This window comes from Roseovarius sp. BRH_c41 (assembly GCF_000961715.1).
GTDB lineage: Bacteria > Pseudomonadota > Alphaproteobacteria > Rhodobacterales > Rhodobacteraceae > Roseovarius.
In genome coordinates this window covers 83,550-99,316 of sequence record NZ_LADY01000059.1, presented here as the reverse complement: position 1 = coordinate 99,316, position 15,767 = coordinate 83,550, and the positions used below count along the sequence as shown (strand labels likewise).

The following is a 15,767-nucleotide window of genomic DNA, read 5'->3' as shown; positions in this document are numbered from 1 at the left end:
CCATTCAAACGGCTGCACTCGTGGCCATCAGCCCGGGGTTCAGAATTTGCCTTGGATCAAATTTGAACCGCAGCCCTTCTTGCAACGCCGCAACCGGCGCAGGCAGGGGGGGAAATGCACCTTGGCTGCAATCCCCGCGGATCAGCGTCGCATGGCCACCGCGCGCCGCCACTGCGCTGCGGATTCTAGCGGCACTCAGCCCCGATCCCTCGGCGGCCAACAGCCAGATCAACCCGCCACCCCAATCGTAAAACGCCCGCGCACCCGGAAGGTCCGCCACAATCCCCGGCGCATCGGTGGGTTTCACCGACAAGCGCCAGACATTGCCCGCCTGTTTCTGAAACGGTCCAACATCGCGGATGTAGGCCCACTCGGAAGCGGTCTTGTCGGTGTCCGCCTCAAAGCTGCAAGCGCCGAACTCGGCCAAGAGGCGTGTCAGTGCCTCGGCGCGGTAGGCGACCGAATTTTCAAAGCCTTCCAGCCGGATCATCGTCAACGACGTGCCATCCGGCCCCTCTTGCAGATGCGCGGCCCCTGTTACCTCATAGGGCGACGCCAGAGAGCGGCAAAGCGCCGCCACGGCAGCGGCATCGCTCAGCCCCTCGATCCGCAGCATTCCCATGCTGCGCGGACGCGGCAAGACCTTGAGCGCGACCTCAGTCAGCACCCCCAGCGTACCGAAACTGCCCGCCATCAGTTTGACCAGATCATAGCCAGTGACATTCTTCATCACCCGACCGCCGTTCTTTACAATCTGCCCGCGCCCATCGACAAATCGCACGCCCAGCAGAAAGTCGCGGCACGCACCTGCCTGAATCCGGCGTGGCCCGCTGACATTGGCGGCAACAACGCCCCCAATTGTGGGCGTGCCAGATGTTCCCAGCAAGCCCCGGTGATCCATCGGCTCGAAGGCCAGCCGCTGTCCTTCAGCCTCCAATGCTGCTTCGATCTCAGAGAGGGGCGTTCCCGCTCGTGCCACCAATGTCAGCGCGCCGGGCTCATAAAGTTCGATGCCGCACAATGCGGACGTGCTCAGCCGTGCGCCGTTTGACAGCGCGCCAATAGGACGCGTTCCGCCGCCTTCGATGCGCAAGGGGCCTTCAGCACCCCGGATAATCTCGGCGAGGTCCGCCTCGGTGTTCGGTGTCATGTTGCTACTTCTTGGTAAAATACTTTGGGGAACCGGGAGCCGCGCGCCCGACTTGATCTGTCAGGCCGCACGCCGTGCGTCAGAGGAGGCCAGCGGAAAGACCTTGGCCGGATTGAGCAACCATCTGGGGTCAAACACATCCTTGACGGCCATCTGCGCCTCCAGATCTTCGGGTGCGTATTGATGCGACATGAGATCACGCTTTTCGATCCCCACGCCATGCTCACCTGTCAGACACCCGCCGACCTCAACGCAGAGTTTGAGAATTTCAGAGCCAAGATCTTCGCATAATTCGAGATCACCGGGCTTATTGGCATCGAACAGGATCAAAGGATGCATATTGCCATCACCGGCGTGAAAGACGTTTGCGACATCAAGTCCAAACTGCTTGGACAATTCACCAATCCGCTTGAGAACATGCGGCAATTGGCTGACCGGGATAGTGCCATCAAGGCACATGTAGTCGTTGATCTGCCCCATCGCGCCAAAGGCCGATTTCCTCCCCAGCCAAATAGCCGCACTTTCCTCGGGCGAACGGCTCTGGCGGAATTCCACCGGATCATGCCGCCGCGCGATGTCTTCGATCAGGCCCAGTTGCTCGTCAATCTCGGCGTCCGAGCCTTCGACTTCGACGATCAGCAGCGCCTCGCACATCGGATAGCCTGCCTTGGCGAAATCCTCGGTTGCCTCGATGCAGGGGCGGTCCATGAATTCAATCGCCACCGGCAGCACGCCCGCCTTGATGATGTCGCTGACACAGGCACCCGCCACCTCGTTCGAATCGAACCCGATCAACACAGGCCGCGCACCCTCGGGCTTGCGCAGGATGCGCAGCGTCGCCTCGGTCACGACGCCCAATTGCCCCTCGGAACCGCAGACGATCCCCAAGAGGTCCAGCCCTTCGGCCTCCAGATGTGCGCCGCCCAGGTCCAGCACGGTGCCATCCATCAGAACCATGGTCACACCCATCAGGTTGTTGGTTGTGACCCCATATTTCAGACAATGCGCCCCGCCCGAATTCATCGCGATATTGCCCGCAATTGCACACGCCAGTTGGCTCGACGGATCAGGCGCATAGAAAAAGCCATACTCTTCGACTGCCCCCGTCACGCTGAGATTGGTGCGCCCGGTCTGCACCCGGATAAAGCGGTTGTCGTAATCGGTTTCCAAAACCTCGTTCAGTCTCGCCACCCCGAGAATCACACTATCGGCGGTCGGCAATGCTCCACCTGCCAGCGATGTGCCTGAACCACGAGGCACCACAGGCACACCCATCTCGTGACAGATGCGCAGGGCGGCTGCGACCTCTTCGGTCGATCCCGGCAGAATCGCCACCAGTGGCGGACACTTGTAGGCAGTGAGGGCATCGCATTCATAGGCCCGTGTCTCGGCCGGATCGGAAATCACCGCATCTGCGGGCAGAACTTCGAGCAAACGTTGAACAAGTTCAGCCTTGCGCGCCAGAATCTCTGGACGGGGGACGGGCATTTCCATGATATGTTCCTCTCTGATTGGTAATAAAATATAACCAATTTTTGCATCTGGCAAGTTAAACCTCTCAAGGATAGCGTGATGCAATGATTTGGATGGATCAACTGACACATTTCAACGGTCTGGATGCCGTAGCACTCGGGGCATTGGTCGGGGGATGGCTTCTGCTTGGCCTGATGATCGAGAACCCGCCCCGCAAACGCCCGTCGGTCACGGCGCTCATGGCTCAGTACCGGCGCGAGTGGATGGTGCAGATGGACGCCCGCGACGCGCGCATCTTTGATGCTCAGCTTCTGGCGAGCCTGAGACAGGGTACTGCGTTCTTTGCCTCGGCCACACTGATCGCCATCGGCGGGGCGCTAGCGATGCTGGGCGATCTGGATCGGGTGATGGGGATTGCAGACGATCTGACCCCGGCAACCGTACCGGTCATTGTGTGGGAGGTGAAGATCCTCGTGATCCTCATCTTTCTCACCAATGCCTTTCTCAAGTTTGTCTGGTCCAATCGCCTCTTTGGCTATTGCGCCGTGATCATGGCCGCTGTGCCCAATGACCCCACCGATCCCGCCGCTCTGCCGCGTGCGCGCAAGGCCGCAGAGATCAATATCACGGCGGCGCGCGGCTTCAATCGTGGCCTTAGGGCGATCTATTTCGCATTGACCGCGGCGGCTTGGCTTCTCGGCCCGATCGCGCTGATTGGGGGCACGACAGTGACTTGCCTCGTGTTGTTGCGTCGGGAATTCGCCTCTCAGTCCCGCGTGGTGCTCATGCAACCGGATGTGACGGACCGCCACACTCAGACGTGACTGTGTTTTGCTGCGGGGCAAGTTATACTCTCCTGCATGAGACATGTTTGCCTAACCTTCGCCGCCGTTCTAATTGCCGGTCCCCTGCTCGCCCATGAGCCAGAAATTCTGGGAGTGCGTGTCGAAAAATCCGGCACGGGTCTACAGGTGGCGGTCACACTCATGCACCCTGACACCGGATGGGATCATTACGTCGATGGATGGGAAGTGCTTGACGCCGAGGGAAATCGGCTGGGCTATCGCCTGCTGCATCATCCACATGTCGAGGAGCAGCCCTTTACCCGGTCGTTGAATGACTTGGCGCTGCCAGACGGCGCGCAAGAAATCTTTGTGCGGGCCCATTGCTCGGTTGATGGATGGAACAGCGAGGTCTTTCGTGTCGCGTTGGAGCCTTGACCGCCATTGCTCACCTCGATTTCACCGCCGCCCCTCTCTTAGCCAGCCAGCCAGGATCAGCCCAGACACCAGCAACAGAACAAGCCAAGGCGGCAAGATGTCCATCTGGCGCAGGCTTTGGGTTTCATAGGCACCGCGTGGCGTGATACCGATCCAACCGCGCCCGGCAGCCGGACGCCCTTCGCGTATGTCACGGATCGCAGGCACGCCGTCCTGCAATGCCCACACCCCGCCATTGGTGGCATCCACCGAGCGTTGCAGCACTTCGGCGCTGGCGATTGTACGCTCAAACTCCACCGGCGACGCGGGGCCAAGGCCAATGACCGCGCGTTGATCATCGTTCTCCAACCGATAGAGACCAATCTCTGGTCCATCGTAGACGGTCTCGAACCGTCCAGGCGACACTTCGTCAAGCGAGCGTTCGATGACTTCGCCCGAAGGTGTTGTAATGGTCACTGGACCAACAGTGTCCTCAAGCGAGCGGCGAATGACTCGCATTTGCTGACCTGTCGCCTCTGCCCAGAGCGCCTCTTCCTCCAGTTCCGGCTCTTTCATCATCCAATGCGCCAGACGTCGTAGCAATTCGAGTTGCGGTCCACCGCCTTCAAAGCCACGCCCCCAGAGCCATGCATGATCCGAGGCCAAGAGCGCCACGCGCCCCTCACCCACGCGGTCCAACAGCAGCAAGGGCCGATCATCCGCACCAGACATCACCACGTCACCTGCGGTCTGATTGACCTCGATTTGGCGCAGCCAACGACCCCATTCACCGGAAAACTCCTGCTCCAGCCCTGCGGTAACCGGATGCCGCGCGCCCAGATCCGTAACCTTGGGCAAATACCCTTCCTCAATGACACGGGCAGTTGGGCGAGCGGGCACGATGGCTTCGAACGGACCGCGATAGATGCTCTCGGCCCCGGCGAAATCCGGACCGGCCGCAAAGAGGACGGCACCGCCATTTTCGACATACTGCCGGATATTCTCCAAATAGACGTTCGGCAAAATACCGCGCCGCCGATACCGGTCAAAGATGATCAGGTCAAAATCATCAACCTTTTCCAGAAACAGCTCGCGGGTCGGGAAGGCAATCAGCGACAATTCCCGCACCGGCACGCCATCCTGCTTTTCCGGCGGCCGCAGGATGGTAAAATGCACCAGATCGACCGAGCTGTCGGATTTGAGAAGATTGCGCCACGTGCGGGTTCCGGGATGCGGCTGACCAGAGACCAAGAGCACGCTGAGCCGGTCGCGTACCCCGTTGATCTGCACCAGCACGGTGTTGTTGCGCTCAGTCAACTCGCCTGGCACGGCAGGGGTCGAGAATTGCAGCACGTTGCGGCCCCCGTGTGGGAGGATCAACGGCAAGGTGATTTCTTGACCCAAAGGAACCTCAAAGCGGCGCGATTCCTCACCATCCACCGAGATATCGAGCGGTACATTGGTGACGCCCTCGGGCGCAGCCCCCTCGTCGGTTACCGTCAGCGTCATCTGCACCTCTTCGCCTAGAATGGCAAAGGCGGGCGCGTTGTCGATCTTCAGCCGCCGATCCCAATCGCCCTCGCGGCCTGTATGCAAAAAATGCAGCGGCGCGGGAATATCCGGCGCACGCTCTGCGTCGTGAATGCGCCCATCCGAGAGCATGATCACGCCGGCGATTCGACCCAGAGGTTCTTCGGCCATCGCCTGCGCCAATGCGGTCATAGCCTGCGTGCCACCATTGTCCGGGGCGTCCGGCACTCGAACGCGGCGTACTTCCGTGTTGGTGCGCGCCTCAAGACGGGCTGCAAGCGTCTCTGCGGCCTCTCGTGTAAGCGCCGCCCTGTCCGCCAGTCCCTGACTGGCACTTTCATCCTCGACGATCAGCACGATATCACTGAGCGGATTGCGCTCTTCTTGTTGATAGGCGGGGCCCATGAGCGCCGCGAGTATAACCAGCCCCGCGAGCGCCCGAAGCGGCCAACCGGCAAGCCCCTTCCAAATCGCCAACACCAGACCCGCGACCACGATGATCGCCAGCCCTGCAATCAACCAAACCGGAAGAAAAGGAGCAAAGATCACACTTGCGGTCATTGGCCCAACCTGTCGAGAAGGGCAGGCACATGCACCTGGTCAGATTTGTAGTTACCTGTCAGCACATGCATCACCAAATTGACACCAAAGCGGTAGGCCAGTTCCCTTTGCCTCTCACCCGCATAGCCTCGGCCCACCGGAAACATCGGATCGCCGCGCTCGTTCACCGCCCAGGCAGCGGCCCAATCGTTGCCACCGATCACCACAGGCGTCACACCATCGTTCAGGTTGCGAAATGGCATGCCTTCGATCTGTTCGGCATCAGGAGGTGCCGCCTCTACCCACACGGCGCGGCCCATGTGACGGCCCGGAAAGTCGGTCAAGAGATAGAAAGTTCGTGTGAGAACATGATCTTCGGGAAGCGGCTCCAGCGGTGGAATATCCAAGGGCGCCGCCAATCGTTGCAAACGCGCGCCATTTGGCGAGGCCGCACCAAATCCTGCGATATCAGCATCCCGCGTATCAAAGAGAATTAGACCACCATTTCGCAAATAGTCGTTCAACTTGACATATGCCTCCGCTGAGGGAGTCGGCTGATTGGCGCTGATCGGCCAGTATAGGATCGGGTAGAACGTCAGGTCGTCCAGCTCAAGATCGACGGCAATCGGCTCTGCCGGCTCTACAGAGGTCCGGAAATTGAGCACTTGTCCGAGACCACGGAGCCCAGCGCGGGCGGTGTCATCCAACTGCGCATCTCCCGTGAGGACATGCGCGAGCGCCAGTTCCTCTGTTGCGAGAATTGCGCGGGCATCATCCTGCGCTCGCGCCTCTTGCACCGCACCAAGGCTCAGCGTGAGTGCCAGCAGAGCGACCGCGCGCGCAGGCCAAAGTCGCCCTGAAAGGGCCAGCGACGCCAGAATGTCCGCCGTCAGCAAAAGGAGCGCTGCGGCCAAGAGCCAACCCGCCAGAGGTGTTTCAGGCGCACGTTCAAGCCCCTCGACCGTGACGCGAGCGGGCCACTCCATCGGGGTCAGCACCGTGTCTGCCGCAATCACATTTCGTGCAACGCTTCGCTCTGGCCCGTCATAGAGACCCGGCAAGAGATCGGGGCCAAGCGGTGCCTCAAGCAGTCTCTCTCCCGGCACGCCGGGGCGATTGTCCGCGTCCTTCAGCCGTCCAAACCCGTCGAGCACTTCGAGGGGTTGCCAAATGGTGCCTTCAAGTTCTGCTGCATCAGGCGGGGCCATGGCCGAAGAAACCGCCAACCGCTCCAACATCTGGACAAAGAGACCAGAGAGCGGCAGGCTCGACCATTCTGCATTGGCGGTGACGTGAAACAAGACCACCTGCCCCGCGCCGATGCGCTTGCGCGTGACCAAAGGCGTGCCATCGGTCAATTGGGCAATCACCCGGTCTGCCAGAGTTGGATCGGGTTGCGCCATGACCTGCGCGCTAACGGTGACATCGGACGGAATCGCAAGTCCTTGGAACGGGCTTCCCTCGACAAAGGGGGCAAGGGCCTTGGGTTCGCCCCAGCTCATCGCGCCACCGACCGTACGTCCACCCGCCCGCAAACGTACGGGCATGAGCGGATCTTCGTCGCTGCGCGACACATCGCTCGCGGCCACCCGTTGCCCCGCAAACCGCAGGAGAAGCCCCCCCTCGTTGGTCCACTCAAGCAGAGCCGCCTGTTCGGCACCTGACAACGTCGCCACGTCCGCCAGAACGATCACGTCCGGATTCGCAGGCAGAACATCCATCAGCCCCCCCTCCAGCAAATCGGCCGTCGGGCTGAGCGCCTGCTGGAGGTAGTGAAGCGGCGATAAGAGTTCCAGGCCCTCACGATCCTCGCGGCCTGCGATCAGGGCCACCTCACGGCGTTTCAAACCGTCGTCGGTCAGGGTCACGGCACCGGCCTGAGCCTCGCCCGCAATTTCAAAGCGTGTGACGCGGGCGCGCAGTTCCGGTGGCAAGGACAATGCACCCGTTGTCTCGACTGCCCCTTCGTCAAATCTGAGCGGCAGGTTCGCCAGAATGCGCCAGACCCCGGCGGGGTCAAGACCATGGGCGTTCACCGTGATGTCGCGTTCGGGTGCTGGCGCGGCACGCAGAACGCGCAGCACGATCTGACTGTCCTCCAGCACGGGTGGGGTGAGCGCAAGGACGGGGCGCGCGCTTTCATGCACGGTCACCGGACCACGCGCCTCTAAAACCTCCAAAAATTCAGTGCGTCCCGGTTGCGCCAGCCCGTCCGAGAACCAGCGCGTCTCGAACTGACCGTCGCCCAACATGTCCGCGGCGCGCTCTAAAACGTCGTCTCCAATCGCCCAAGGAGCGGGTGTCAGCCCCGGCACCCGGCTGCGCAGGGTTTCGGCAGCTTGAAACACGGGCGTTTCGGCCTTGCTCAGTTGCATCAACGCCGTCGGTCGCCCGTCGCGCCCGGCCTCGGCGAGCATCGCGTCAATCACACCCATCTGAGCCGCCCAGTCCCGCGCACCGGCCCAACTGCTATCGAGCAGAATCAGGAGCGGCCCCGAAGCACGCCCTTCACCTTCGTCGCGCGGATTAAGCACAGGCCCGGCCAGCCCTACGATCACAGCCGCGACCGCAAACATCCGCAGAAGCAAGAGCCACCAAGGCGTGCGATCACTGACGCTATCTTCGTCCTTGAGACCCAAGAGAAGCGCAACACCGGGAAATCGCCGCCGGATCGGCGCGGGCGGCACGGCGCGCAGGATGATCCAGAGGATCGGCAGGGCGACGAGTGCCCAAAGAAGCCAAGGTGCCGCAAAACCGATGGGACCCAGAATCATGCGCCCGACCCCCCGGCCATCGCGCCATGCAGCCACAAGAGCGCCGATTGAGCGCTCTCTCCGGTGTGATGACAGCCATAGCGCCAACCTGTCGCCGTGCAGAGCGTGGCGAGTTCGTCTTTGCGCTGTGCGAGGCGTTCCAGATAGCGCGCACGCAAATCTCCCGCCTTGAGAGTCTCATGCGCCAAAGTGCCGCCGACACTTTCGAAAATCGTGCGGCCTGTGTACGGAAAGGCCTCTTCTGCGGGGTCGAGCACCTGATAGAGCAGTCCGCGCACGCCCCGATCCGCCGCGGCGGTCAGTGCGCCGCGCAGTGGTGAGAGATCACCCATGAAATCCGATATCAGGAGCGCGCGACCATGTGGGATAAGCCCGGACATCTCAGGGCTGGCATAATCCTCGTCGCTTTCGTGCAAGAGCGCCTCGGCCAGCCGCGTCACTTGCGCCTGACCACGCCGGGGCGGCAAGGCGGTGCCGGTTAGCCCAACCCGCTCGCCACCGCGCACCAAGAGCAAGGCCATCGCGAGAGCCAGAAGGCGTGCGCGGTCTGCCTTGTCGGGCAGGCTTTTATCGCTGGTAAAGCGCATTGATGCGGCGGGATCGACCCAGAGCATCACACTCTGCGCGATCTGCCATTCCCTCTGCTTGACGAATTGCACGTCTGAGCGTCCCGAACGCCGCCAGTCGATCATCCGACGGCTGTCACCGGGCTGGACCGGGCGGTATTGCCAGAAATCATCACCCGCCCCTGCCCGCCTGCGGCCATGTTCCCCCAAGAGCACCGTGCGCGCCAAAAGCTCTGCGCGCGCCAAAAGTGGGGGCAGGCGGGCGGCCTCTGCCTCGGCGCGCGGGCGCAGGGTGTTTGGGGAGGGGGCGTTCATCTCAGGCGGCAGCCTGCACGTGGGTTACGTCTTCGACCGTCCGGGAAATCAACGCCGCAAGGCTATCGCCACGCGCACGGGCCGCGAAATTGAGGGCCATGCGGTGCCCAAGAACCGGCTGTGCCATGGCGGCCACGTCGCTGGCATCCGGCGCAAGCCGCCCTTGCAACATCGCCCGTGCGCGCACTGTCAGCATCAGCGCCTGCGCGGCGCGCGGCCCCGGACCCCAAGCCACACTCTGACGCACCGTTTCGGCAGCGCTTGTGTCTTCGGGACGGCAGGCACGCACCAGATCGAGAATAACCTCCATCACTTTTTCACCCACCGGCATTCTCCGCAACATCTGCTGCGCCGCGATCAATTCGGATGGGGTGAATACGCCGTGAGCCGTTTCTTCGGTTGCGCCCGTTGTGGCCAAGAGGATCGCACGCTCTGTGTCGCGGTCCGGATAGGGCACCTCGATCTGCACCAAAAAGCGGTCAAGCTGTGCCTCGGGCAGCGGATAGGTGCCTTCTTGCTCAATCGGGTTCTGGGTGGCCAACACATGAAACGGCGTCCCGAGCGAGCGGCTTACACCTGCCACGGTCACGGTTCGCTCTTGCATCGCCTGTAACAGGGCGGATTGGGTCCGAGGGCTGGCGCGGTTGATCTCATCGGCCATTAAAAGCTGGCAAAAAACTGGGCCTTCAATGAATTTGAACGCCCGTCTGCCGTCTTCGGCGGTTTCCAGAACTTCGCTGCCGAGAATGTCCGCGGGCATCAAATCAGGCGTAAATTGCACCCGATTGGCATGCAGGCCCATAACCGTGCCCAAAGTCTCGACCAGACGGGTCTTGCCCAAACCGGGCAAGCCGATCAGAAGCCCATGCCCACCACAAAGGAGAGCTGACAGTGCGAGATCGACCACCCGCTCTTGCCCGATGAACCGCCGGGTGATCGAGTCGCGTGCTTGGGCCAGTTTCCCTTCGAGCGCCTCTAGCCCAGCCAAGAGATCGGTGTCATCGGTCATGGCAAAACTCCTGTCAGAACTATATCCTATAGATAGAGTGTATAGCTTGAGACAGAAATGGCAAAAGCAATGAGCAAAGATTCCGTCACAACCCCGTCAGCCGAGGGACTTGCCGCCACGGCGCGCGCCGTTCGCGCGAAAGGTAAGGGTCTGCCGCCCGTTCATCTGTGGACTCCACCATTCTGCGGTGATTTGGATATGCGGATCGCACGGGATGGCACATGGTTCTACCTTGGAACCCCGATCGGGCGGCCCGAATTGGTTCGGCTGTTTTCCACCATCCTGCGCCGCGATGGGGACGATTACTTTTTGGTCACCCCTGTCGAAAAGGTCGGAATCACCGTCGATGACGCGCCATTCATCGCCGTGGATTTCGAGGTCGATGGCGCCGGACCGGAGCAGAGTTTGCGGTTTGAGACGAATGTCGGCGATCACGCGAACGCGGGCCCCGAACATCCCATCCGGGTCGAGCGTGATCCCGAGACCGGAGAGCCCGCCCCTTATGTGTTGATCCGCGCCAATCTTGAAGCGTTGATCGACCGCAAAAGCTTTTATCGTTTGGTCGAGATTGGTGACCGGGTCGATGGCTGGTTTGGCCTTTGGTCGGGAGGCGAGTTTTTCAGGATCATCCCCGAGCGTGACCTACCCTAGCCGCCTGGAGTGGGTCAGTCGCGACTCCGCAGGGCTGTGCGCTGGATGAGGAAGACGGTCAGAAGCGGCAAACCGACCGTGACCAGCGTGACTGTGAGAAGCAACACGCCAAGCTCACTATAATCTGCAGGCGTGGTAATCTGCCCAGACGCGGGATCGCGAACTTCGCGCGTGACTATGAAAATCTGGTTCAGGTATTTGGTCAGCAAGGAACTGGCCGAGAGCGCCAGATTCGTAAAAGACGCCATCACGGCAAAGAAGGTTGCCTTGAGATTGTCAGGCGCATTGCGGGCGATCCAGGCCAACATCGGGATCATCGCAATCTGCCCCAATGGCGACTCGATGGCCGTGTCGAGGATCGCTATGAAACGTGCATCAACGATGCCACCGGTCAGGGCGGCCGTGATCTCCTGCACCCCGTAATAGAGCCCGATATTGGGCAGCGACAGAACACCCCCGATCAGTGTGAGCAACACCACGATATAGACGATGCTGCGATGCGCCATCAGCGGGCGTAGAATGACCATCCCCGCCAGCGTCAAGAGCGAGGTAATGAGCGACAGCACCGATAGGAACTGTTGATCGAACGCCAAAAGGTCGATGGAAAACCACGTGTAGCCATCCCCAGGCCGGGGAGTGGCGCGAAACATGAAGATAATCACTGCCGTGCCGACCAGCGTGCGCGCCTGCGCCACCGGCAAGACCGCCACAAGCTGACGCATCAGCAAGAGCACAATCGCCATGGACCCCGCAAAGATGATCTCTTGCCCATAGGGAATATCGCTGAGGCCGATGGTCAACGACAGCGCCACGAACCCGGCCCCGCCGATGAAATACCACGGGTTTGGCCGCGTCTTCTCACCTGGTCGCTCGAACAGCGTGTCGGCTTCGGTTTTGCTCAGTCCATGAGTGCGCAGGCCCCGGCGCAGGCGGTGTTTCTGCCACGCCGCCAAAAGAACGCCCGACACTGAGACCAGCGGGATTGTCAGAGCGGCGAGATAGATCAGCGCGTAGGTGGCGCGCTTGGCCTCTGGATCCAGCGCCTCGATTCCCGCGAACATGTAGATATTGAGTGCTGCCACCGCGACTGTGCCGGAAATCAGCGCAAACCGGCCTAGCGTTTGCATCGTGGTGTGAAGCGCGCGGGCGGTCTCTTGCGGGATCGGGGTTCCGTCTGCATCCATGCGCGGCACCGCCTCGACCGACATCGCATCGGCGACCGCGTCCTGAATGACCAATCCGCAGGGAGCAAGAATGTAAGAGGTCACATACCATGCGCCCATCGGCATGATCGCAGTCATCGCTTCGGTCCGGGTCAAGAGCAGATACATGATGAACACCGACAGCCCGATCAACCCGGCTCCGACATAGACCAGCAGCCATTTCCAACGCCAAATGATGTCGACCAGATGACCCAGTGGCATTTTGAGGGCCCATGGCAGTCCCGCCCAAAAAGCAAGACCGGCAAGGTAGGCGGCTGAGAGGTCAAGATACTCCTTCACAAAGAAGGTGCCCACGATCATCGTGAGTCCGGAAAACCCCGCCGCGAAATAGATCATCAAGGGCGGTAGAAACGTCCAACGCATCTGTCGCCCAAGATCGAAGACAACGGCGTCAACCCATCTGACAAGACGCTCTGTCAGGGTCATGCGTTGGGACGCGGCATGATGGGGTCAGGCCAGCGGGCGGTGGTCTCGGTCAAGACGGGGGCCGCGATTTCGAGCATCTCAAGCGGCAGGATCACGAGCATCTTTGGCGCCGTTACGGCGAGATGCACCGGACCCATGGCCGTATTTGACGTCCCAACACGCCCGTCGGGGGCAAGGTTGAGTCCGTTGATCGGCCATTGCAGCCCCTCCGACACGCCCTCTACCGCGCCCATTGGAAAGAGCGAGATCCGACAGCCCGCAGGTAAAGGCAGACTCAAAGATGGCGGGCAAAGAAACATCAAATCGCTCGAGCCCAGCAGAATGCAGCGCTGCCACGAATGACGCGTCAGCGCATTGCAGACGGCCAGTTGATGATCAAGCCGGTCACCACAAAACCCCAGACCTAGAATGAGTGGTGCCGAAATCGCGGCAAGGCACTTCTCGAAATCCGTGGTGTTCTGATCCCGGTCTGGATATTGTGACACATCTGGAATGTTCGCGCGGGCGGATTGCGATATACTGTCGAAGTCGCCAATCACCGCCCGTGGCATGATGCCATGTTCCAGCGCGGTATCGGCCCCGCTATCGGCAGCGATCACGATCTGGGCAAGTGTGAGCGCATGGTTAACAAGCCCCTCCGGCACGGCAGCCCCGCCGATCAAGATCACTGGTTCAGATTCTCGGACAATCATCACTTTTGCCTGTTATCGTTGCCTTAACTAACCTGATGTCACATTCTAGCCACGAAATGATACGGTAAAAATCTAAGAATCGGGCCGCTTTGGTCTCTGGCGTCATGGTAAACCTTAACTTTGCAGGCAAGCAAAGCGAGCGCATATTATGGTTGGTTCAAGTAAGATACTGACAGTCTCCTACGGCACGTTTTCGTGCACGTTGGAAGGTTTTGACGATTCATTTGACACAATGAAAGCAATTGCGGAGTATTTTCGCGATCTGGCGGCGGATGACCGTTACTTCGGAGCAGAGCCACCGACCCCCGATGCAGAGATGCTGGCGCGAATCGCGGAACGGGAAATCGCCCGGCGAGTCGAAGCGCATGAAGAGCGCGGCAAGATCGTGCTGCGGGCCGGGTCCGGTCAGGCGCTTATGCCTCGGACGGACATAACGGAGACGAGATCGGCAAACCCTGCACCGAGCCCGGAGCAAGCGCCTGAAGTGGCGCAATCTGCTGCCTCCGTCAAAGCAGCGGAGCCAATACCCACGCCGCAGCCTGCGGCAGAGGTGGCACCAGAGTCCTTCGATACTGACGAAGCTGCGGCTGAGCTTGAAACCCTGACAGATATGGCGGAAGCCGAGACTGAGGTCGAAGCGCCCGCTGCGGAAGATGTCGCACAAGACTTGCCCGAAGGGTTGGAAGACGAGCCTCGCGCAATGCAGGCCGACTCCGAGTTGACCGAGACGGTCGTTGACAGCGAGAGCATTGCCGCAAAGCTGAGCCGTATCCGGTCGGTTGTGGCGCAATCCGAAGAGGCCAGCGAAGATCAGTACACCGAAGATGAGCACGCGCAGGATTTTCTGGACAGCGTCGCAGAAGACCTAAGCAGCGTTCTCGCAGAGGATGACCGCGTCGAGGCCGATTTGATCGACGATGATCTGATCGAGGATATCTCGGACGAGAGTGACTTTGACCGGGAGGGCCCGGACGAAGAGGCAGCACTGACTGCGGTCCTGTCTGCCGTCGGCACCGATGAAACGAAGACGACAGAAGCGATGCAGGCAGAAGAGGTCTATGACGCGGCTGACGAGTTCGAAGATACTCTCGCGGCACTGATGGCCGACGCGCAACCCAAGCAGTTGACCCGCGATGACACAGCCACGATCCACCAAGAGGCGGAGGCCGCAGAGCAACCAACTGCACACGTTATCAAGGTCAAACGCACGGAGTTTGAGGCGGCACTGGCCAATGGTATTTTTGAGGAAGACGAGGGCGAAGAAGACGAGTTCGACGACGACGACGACGACGATAATTTCTTTGGTGCGACTGGAGCCGCACTGAGCCCAGAAGAAGAAGCGGAGTTGCAGCGCGAATTGGCCGAAGTTGAGGCCGAGTTGGCTTTTGAGGATGCGGCAGAATCTGAGGCGGACCTTGAGACCGAAGCCGAAGAAGAGATTGCCGAAGCCGAGCCTACGCCCGAGGCGGTAACGCCGCAGGACGACGTGGAGCCTGAAGTCGCGGAACAACCCGGCGCAAACCGGTTTGGACGCGCGGAAGGTTCAAGCGACTTGACGCGGATCTTTGAGAAAACCGATACGCAACTTGAGGCACCCGCCTCGAGTCAACGACGCAATGCCATCCAGCACCTGCGCGCCGCCGTTGCCGCAACGCGGGCAGAGCACAATGCCGGATCAAGCCTGCGCGAGAACGTGGATGACAGCCCCTACCGGAGCGATCTGGCCAGTGTCGTGCGGCCCCGCCGCCCGCAGATTGCTGCCCCCACCGAGCGCTCTGCGCGCCCCGAGGAAAGCCGTCCTGCGCCGCTCAAGTTAGTGGCGGAACAACGCATAGATACGCCACGCGCCCCGATCCGTCCGCGCCGCATCTCCTCGACCGAGATCGAAGCTGAGGTCTCTATCGAAAGCCAAGCCGGAAGTTTTGGCGCCTTTGCCGAAGAGATGGGCGCAAGCTGCCTTCCGGATCTGCTCGAGGCGGCGGCAGCCTATCTGTCCGATGTCGAGGGTCGTCCACAGTTCTCGCGACCGATGCTGATGGGCAAGCTCAAGGAAGTCGAGAAAGAGCGGTTTTCACGTGAAGATGGCCTGCGTTCCTTTGGGCAGCTCCTGCGTCAAGGCAAGCTGCAAAAATTGGCGGGCGGGCGGTTTGCCGTCACTGAAGAAACAGAATTTCGCGCGACGGGCCGCAGACACGCCAGCTGAGCGTAAAGGCTTGGTG

At 60.8% G+C, this 15,767-nt stretch carries 12 protein-coding genes; 4 read left to right on the top strand and 8 right to left on the bottom strand.

The annotated features are described in order from the left end of the window. Positions 1 to 4: 4 nt before the first annotated feature. Both glcE and VR71_RS18255 read right to left on the bottom strand, forming a co-directional pair. On the bottom strand, positions 5 to 1,150 hold the full coding sequence (gene glcE, locus VR71_RS18260; RefSeq protein ID WP_045686057.1) for a glycolate oxidase subunit GlcE: 1,146 nt from the start codon (positions 1,148 to 1,150) through the stop codon (positions 5 to 7). A 60-nt stretch (positions 1,151 to 1,210) separates the two neighbouring features. Then, positions 1,211 to 2,644: an FAD-linked oxidase C-terminal domain-containing protein gene (locus VR71_RS18255; RefSeq protein WP_045686056.1), complete on the bottom strand. Its 1,434-nt coding sequence runs from the start codon at positions 2,642 to 2,644 to the stop codon at positions 1,211 to 1,213. Between the two features lie 83 nt (positions 2,645 to 2,727). On the opposite strand from VR71_RS18255, the gene VR71_RS18250 reads away from it, so the two are divergent. Both VR71_RS18250 and VR71_RS18245 read left to right on the top strand, forming a co-directional pair. After that, a complete protein-coding gene (locus VR71_RS18250; RefSeq protein ID WP_045686055.1) occupies positions 2,728 to 3,447 on the top strand; it encodes a DUF599 domain-containing protein in 720 nt (239 codons plus the stop codon). 36 nt (positions 3,448 to 3,483) lie between these two features. After that, positions 3,484 to 3,843, top strand: a complete 360-nt coding sequence (locus tag VR71_RS18245) for a hypothetical protein (protein WP_045686054.1) — start codon at positions 3,484 to 3,486, stop codon at positions 3,841 to 3,843. 21 nt (positions 3,844 to 3,864) lie between these two features. On the opposite strand, the gene VR71_RS18240 is transcribed toward VR71_RS18245, so the two are convergent. The 4 genes from VR71_RS18240 to VR71_RS18225 are packed head-to-tail and all read right to left on the bottom strand — an operon-like array spanning position 3,865 to position 10,556. Next, a complete protein-coding gene (locus VR71_RS18240; protein ID WP_045686053.1) occupies positions 3,865 to 5,913 on the bottom strand; it encodes a glutamine amidotransferase in 2,049 nt (682 codons plus the stop codon). Then, entirely contained in the window at positions 5,910 to 8,666 is a 2,757-nt protein-coding gene (locus VR71_RS18235; RefSeq protein ID WP_296430566.1) for a DUF4159 domain-containing protein, read from the bottom strand. The genes VR71_RS18240 and VR71_RS18235 overlap by 4 nt, the downstream gene beginning before the upstream one ends. Then, positions 8,663 to 9,547 (bottom strand): DUF58 domain-containing protein, encoded by an 885-nt coding sequence (locus VR71_RS18230; protein ID WP_009816647.1) that lies wholly within the window; start codon positions 9,545 to 9,547, stop codon positions 8,663 to 8,665. Before VR71_RS18230 ends, VR71_RS18235 begins: the two co-directional genes overlap by 4 nt. A 1-nt stretch (position 9,548) precedes the next feature. Beyond that, complete coding sequence (locus VR71_RS18225) at positions 9,549 to 10,556, bottom strand: MoxR family ATPase (RefSeq protein ID WP_009816648.1); 1,008 nt, start codon at positions 10,554 to 10,556, stop codon at positions 9,549 to 9,551. Positions 10,557 to 10,625: 69 nt separating this feature from the next. Here VR71_RS18225 and VR71_RS18220 point away from each other — a divergent pair, with 69 nt between their 5' ends. Beyond that, positions 10,626 to 11,207, top strand: a complete 582-nt coding sequence (locus VR71_RS18220; RefSeq protein WP_045686051.1) for a DUF1285 domain-containing protein — start codon at positions 10,626 to 10,628, stop codon at positions 11,205 to 11,207. Between the two features lie 14 nt (positions 11,208 to 11,221). On the opposite strand, the gene VR71_RS18215 is transcribed toward VR71_RS18220, so the two are convergent. Together VR71_RS18215 and VR71_RS18210 are read right to left on the bottom strand one after the other, a co-directional pair. Next, the gene (locus VR71_RS18215) at positions 11,222 to 12,856 is read right to left on the bottom strand and encodes a membrane protein (protein ID WP_045686050.1); all 1,635 of its coding nucleotides are present in this window, start codon (positions 12,854 to 12,856) and stop codon (positions 11,222 to 11,224) included. Further along, a complete protein-coding gene (locus VR71_RS18210; RefSeq protein WP_009816651.1) occupies positions 12,853 to 13,548 on the bottom strand; it encodes a thiamine diphosphokinase in 696 nt (231 codons plus the stop codon). Before VR71_RS18210 ends, VR71_RS18215 begins: the two co-directional genes overlap by 4 nt. 232 nt (positions 13,549 to 13,780) lie before the next feature. Here VR71_RS18210 and VR71_RS18205 point away from each other — a divergent pair, with 232 nt between their 5' ends. After that, positions 13,781 to 15,751: a hypothetical protein gene (locus tag VR71_RS18205; RefSeq protein ID WP_045686105.1), complete on the top strand. Its 1,971-nt coding sequence runs from the start codon at positions 13,781 to 13,783 to the stop codon at positions 15,749 to 15,751. Positions 15,752 to 15,767 lie beyond the last annotated feature (16 nt).